This window comes from Streptomyces sp. NPDC094448, assembly GCF_044763775.1.
GTDB lineage: Bacteria > Actinomycetota > Actinomycetes > Streptomycetales > Streptomycetaceae > Streptomyces.
On record NZ_JBIWGU010000034.1, the window covers coordinates 1 to 1,840 of the forward strand.

The 1,840-nt window shown below is 74.6% G+C and carries 1 protein-coding gene; it reads right to left on the minus strand.

Going from position 1 to position 1,840, the window contains the following annotated elements; genetic code table 11:
* On the minus strand, positions 1 to 1,840 hold a 1,840-nt coding region (locus ACIQ9E_RS29720), incomplete at both ends, for a condensation domain-containing protein (RefSeq protein ID WP_403712304.1).

Genomic DNA, 1,840 nt, shown 5'->3' on the forward strand with positions numbered 1-1,840 from the left:
CGGGCGGATCCGGGCCTGTTCCTCGAACCGTTCGGTCAGCGGCCGGTCGTCCACCGGCACCCGTACCCCCGTCCACTCGTACAGCACCCGCCGCCGGTCCCGGGCCGACATCGGGTCCAGCCGGGACAGCCGCAGCTCCGGCGCTTCGACGGCCTGTTCCAGCGTCCGCCGCAGCATTCCGGTGATCCGCTCCACGGACGCCCGCTCGAAGACGTCGTCGCTGTACAGCACCGTGCCCGCCAGTCCGTCCGGCTCGCCGTCGGCACTGCCGGTGTGCAGCAGGAACTCCAGGTCGAACTTGACCGCCCCGGACACCACCGGCAGGACAGGACCGCTGCGGATCCCGGGCAGGACGGGCCGCGGCGCCGGCCCGCTCTCCACCGCAAGGCAGATCTGGAACAGCGGATGGCGGGCCAGTGACCGCTCCGGATTCACGGCCTCCAGTACGACGTCGAACGGGGCGTCCTGATGGGCGAAGGCGTCCAGGTCCGTGGCGCGGACCCGGCGCAGCAGCGCCCGGAACTCCGGATCGCCCGAGGTGTCCGTCCGCAGCACCAGCGTGTTGACGAAGAACCCCACCAGCTCCGCAAGACCGTCGTGCGCACGGCCCGCCACCGGAGTGCCCAGCGGGACGTCGGTGCCCGCGCCGAGCCGGGTCAGGGTGGCGGCCAGGGCCGCCTGTACGACCATGAAGGGCGTGCACCGCTCGGCGCGGGCCAGCCCGGCGATCCGGCGCCCGAGGTCCGCGCCGAAGTCGACCGCCACGGCACCGCCGCGCCCCCCGGCCACCGTCGGCCGGGGCCGGTCGTGCACCAGACCCAGCTCCCGCGGCAGCTCCGCGAGGGCCCGCCGCCAGTAGGCGAGCTGCCCGTCCAGGACCGGGCCCGTCTGCACGGACCGCTGCCACAGGGCATGGTCGGCGTAGCCGAAGGGGATCGGCGCCAGTCCGGGGCTCCGTCCGGCGAGCCGTGCCGCGTACGCCGTGGAGAGGTCCGCGAAGAGCGGGCGCAGCGACTGCCCGTCCGTGGCGATGTGGTGCAGCAGCACCAGCAGTACGGCCGACTCCGGCCCGGTGCGCAGCAGGGTCACCCGCAGCGGCGCCTCCGCCGTGAGGTCGAAGACGTGCCCGGCGGCGGCCGTCAGCTCGGCCTCCACCGCCTCCGGGGCGATGTCGCGGACCTCGAAGGGCACCGGTCCCACCGGGTCCACCCGTTGGTGCGGTTCGCCGTCGGTGACGGCGATCCGGGTCCGCAGGGGTTCATGGCGTTCCATCACATCGCCCACGGCGGCCCGCAGCGCGGCCGGGTCCGGCGCCCCGTCCAGCCGGACCGACAGGGGGACGTTGTAGGCCGTTCCGCCGGCTTCGAGCCCGTTCACCAGCCACAGCCGCTGCTGGGCGAAGGAGAGCGGCAGCCGCTCCGGCCGCGGTTCGGGGCGCGCGGGCGGCGCCGGTACGGCTCCGCGGCCGGTCAGCTCCGCCAACTGCCCGGCGAGCCCGGCCGGGGTGGGCCGCCGGAAGACGTCGGGCAGGCCCAGCGGGGCGTCCAGCGCGGAGGAGAGGCGGTTCGCGAGCCTGGCGGCGAGCAGCGAATGCCCGCCGAGGACGAAGAAGTCGGCGTCCGCGGACGGCGGCCCTTCGAGGTCCAGCACCTCCGCGAAGAGGGCGCAGACGATCTCCTCCAGCGGAGTGCGGGCCGCTCGCCCGCCCTCGTCGGCCACGGGAGCGGCGATCCGGGACAGTGCGCGTTTGTCGATTTTGCCGTTGGGGGTGAGGGGGAGTTGGTGGTGGGTGGTGATGTGGGTGGGGATGAGGTGGTCGGGGAGGTGTTGGCGGAGGTAG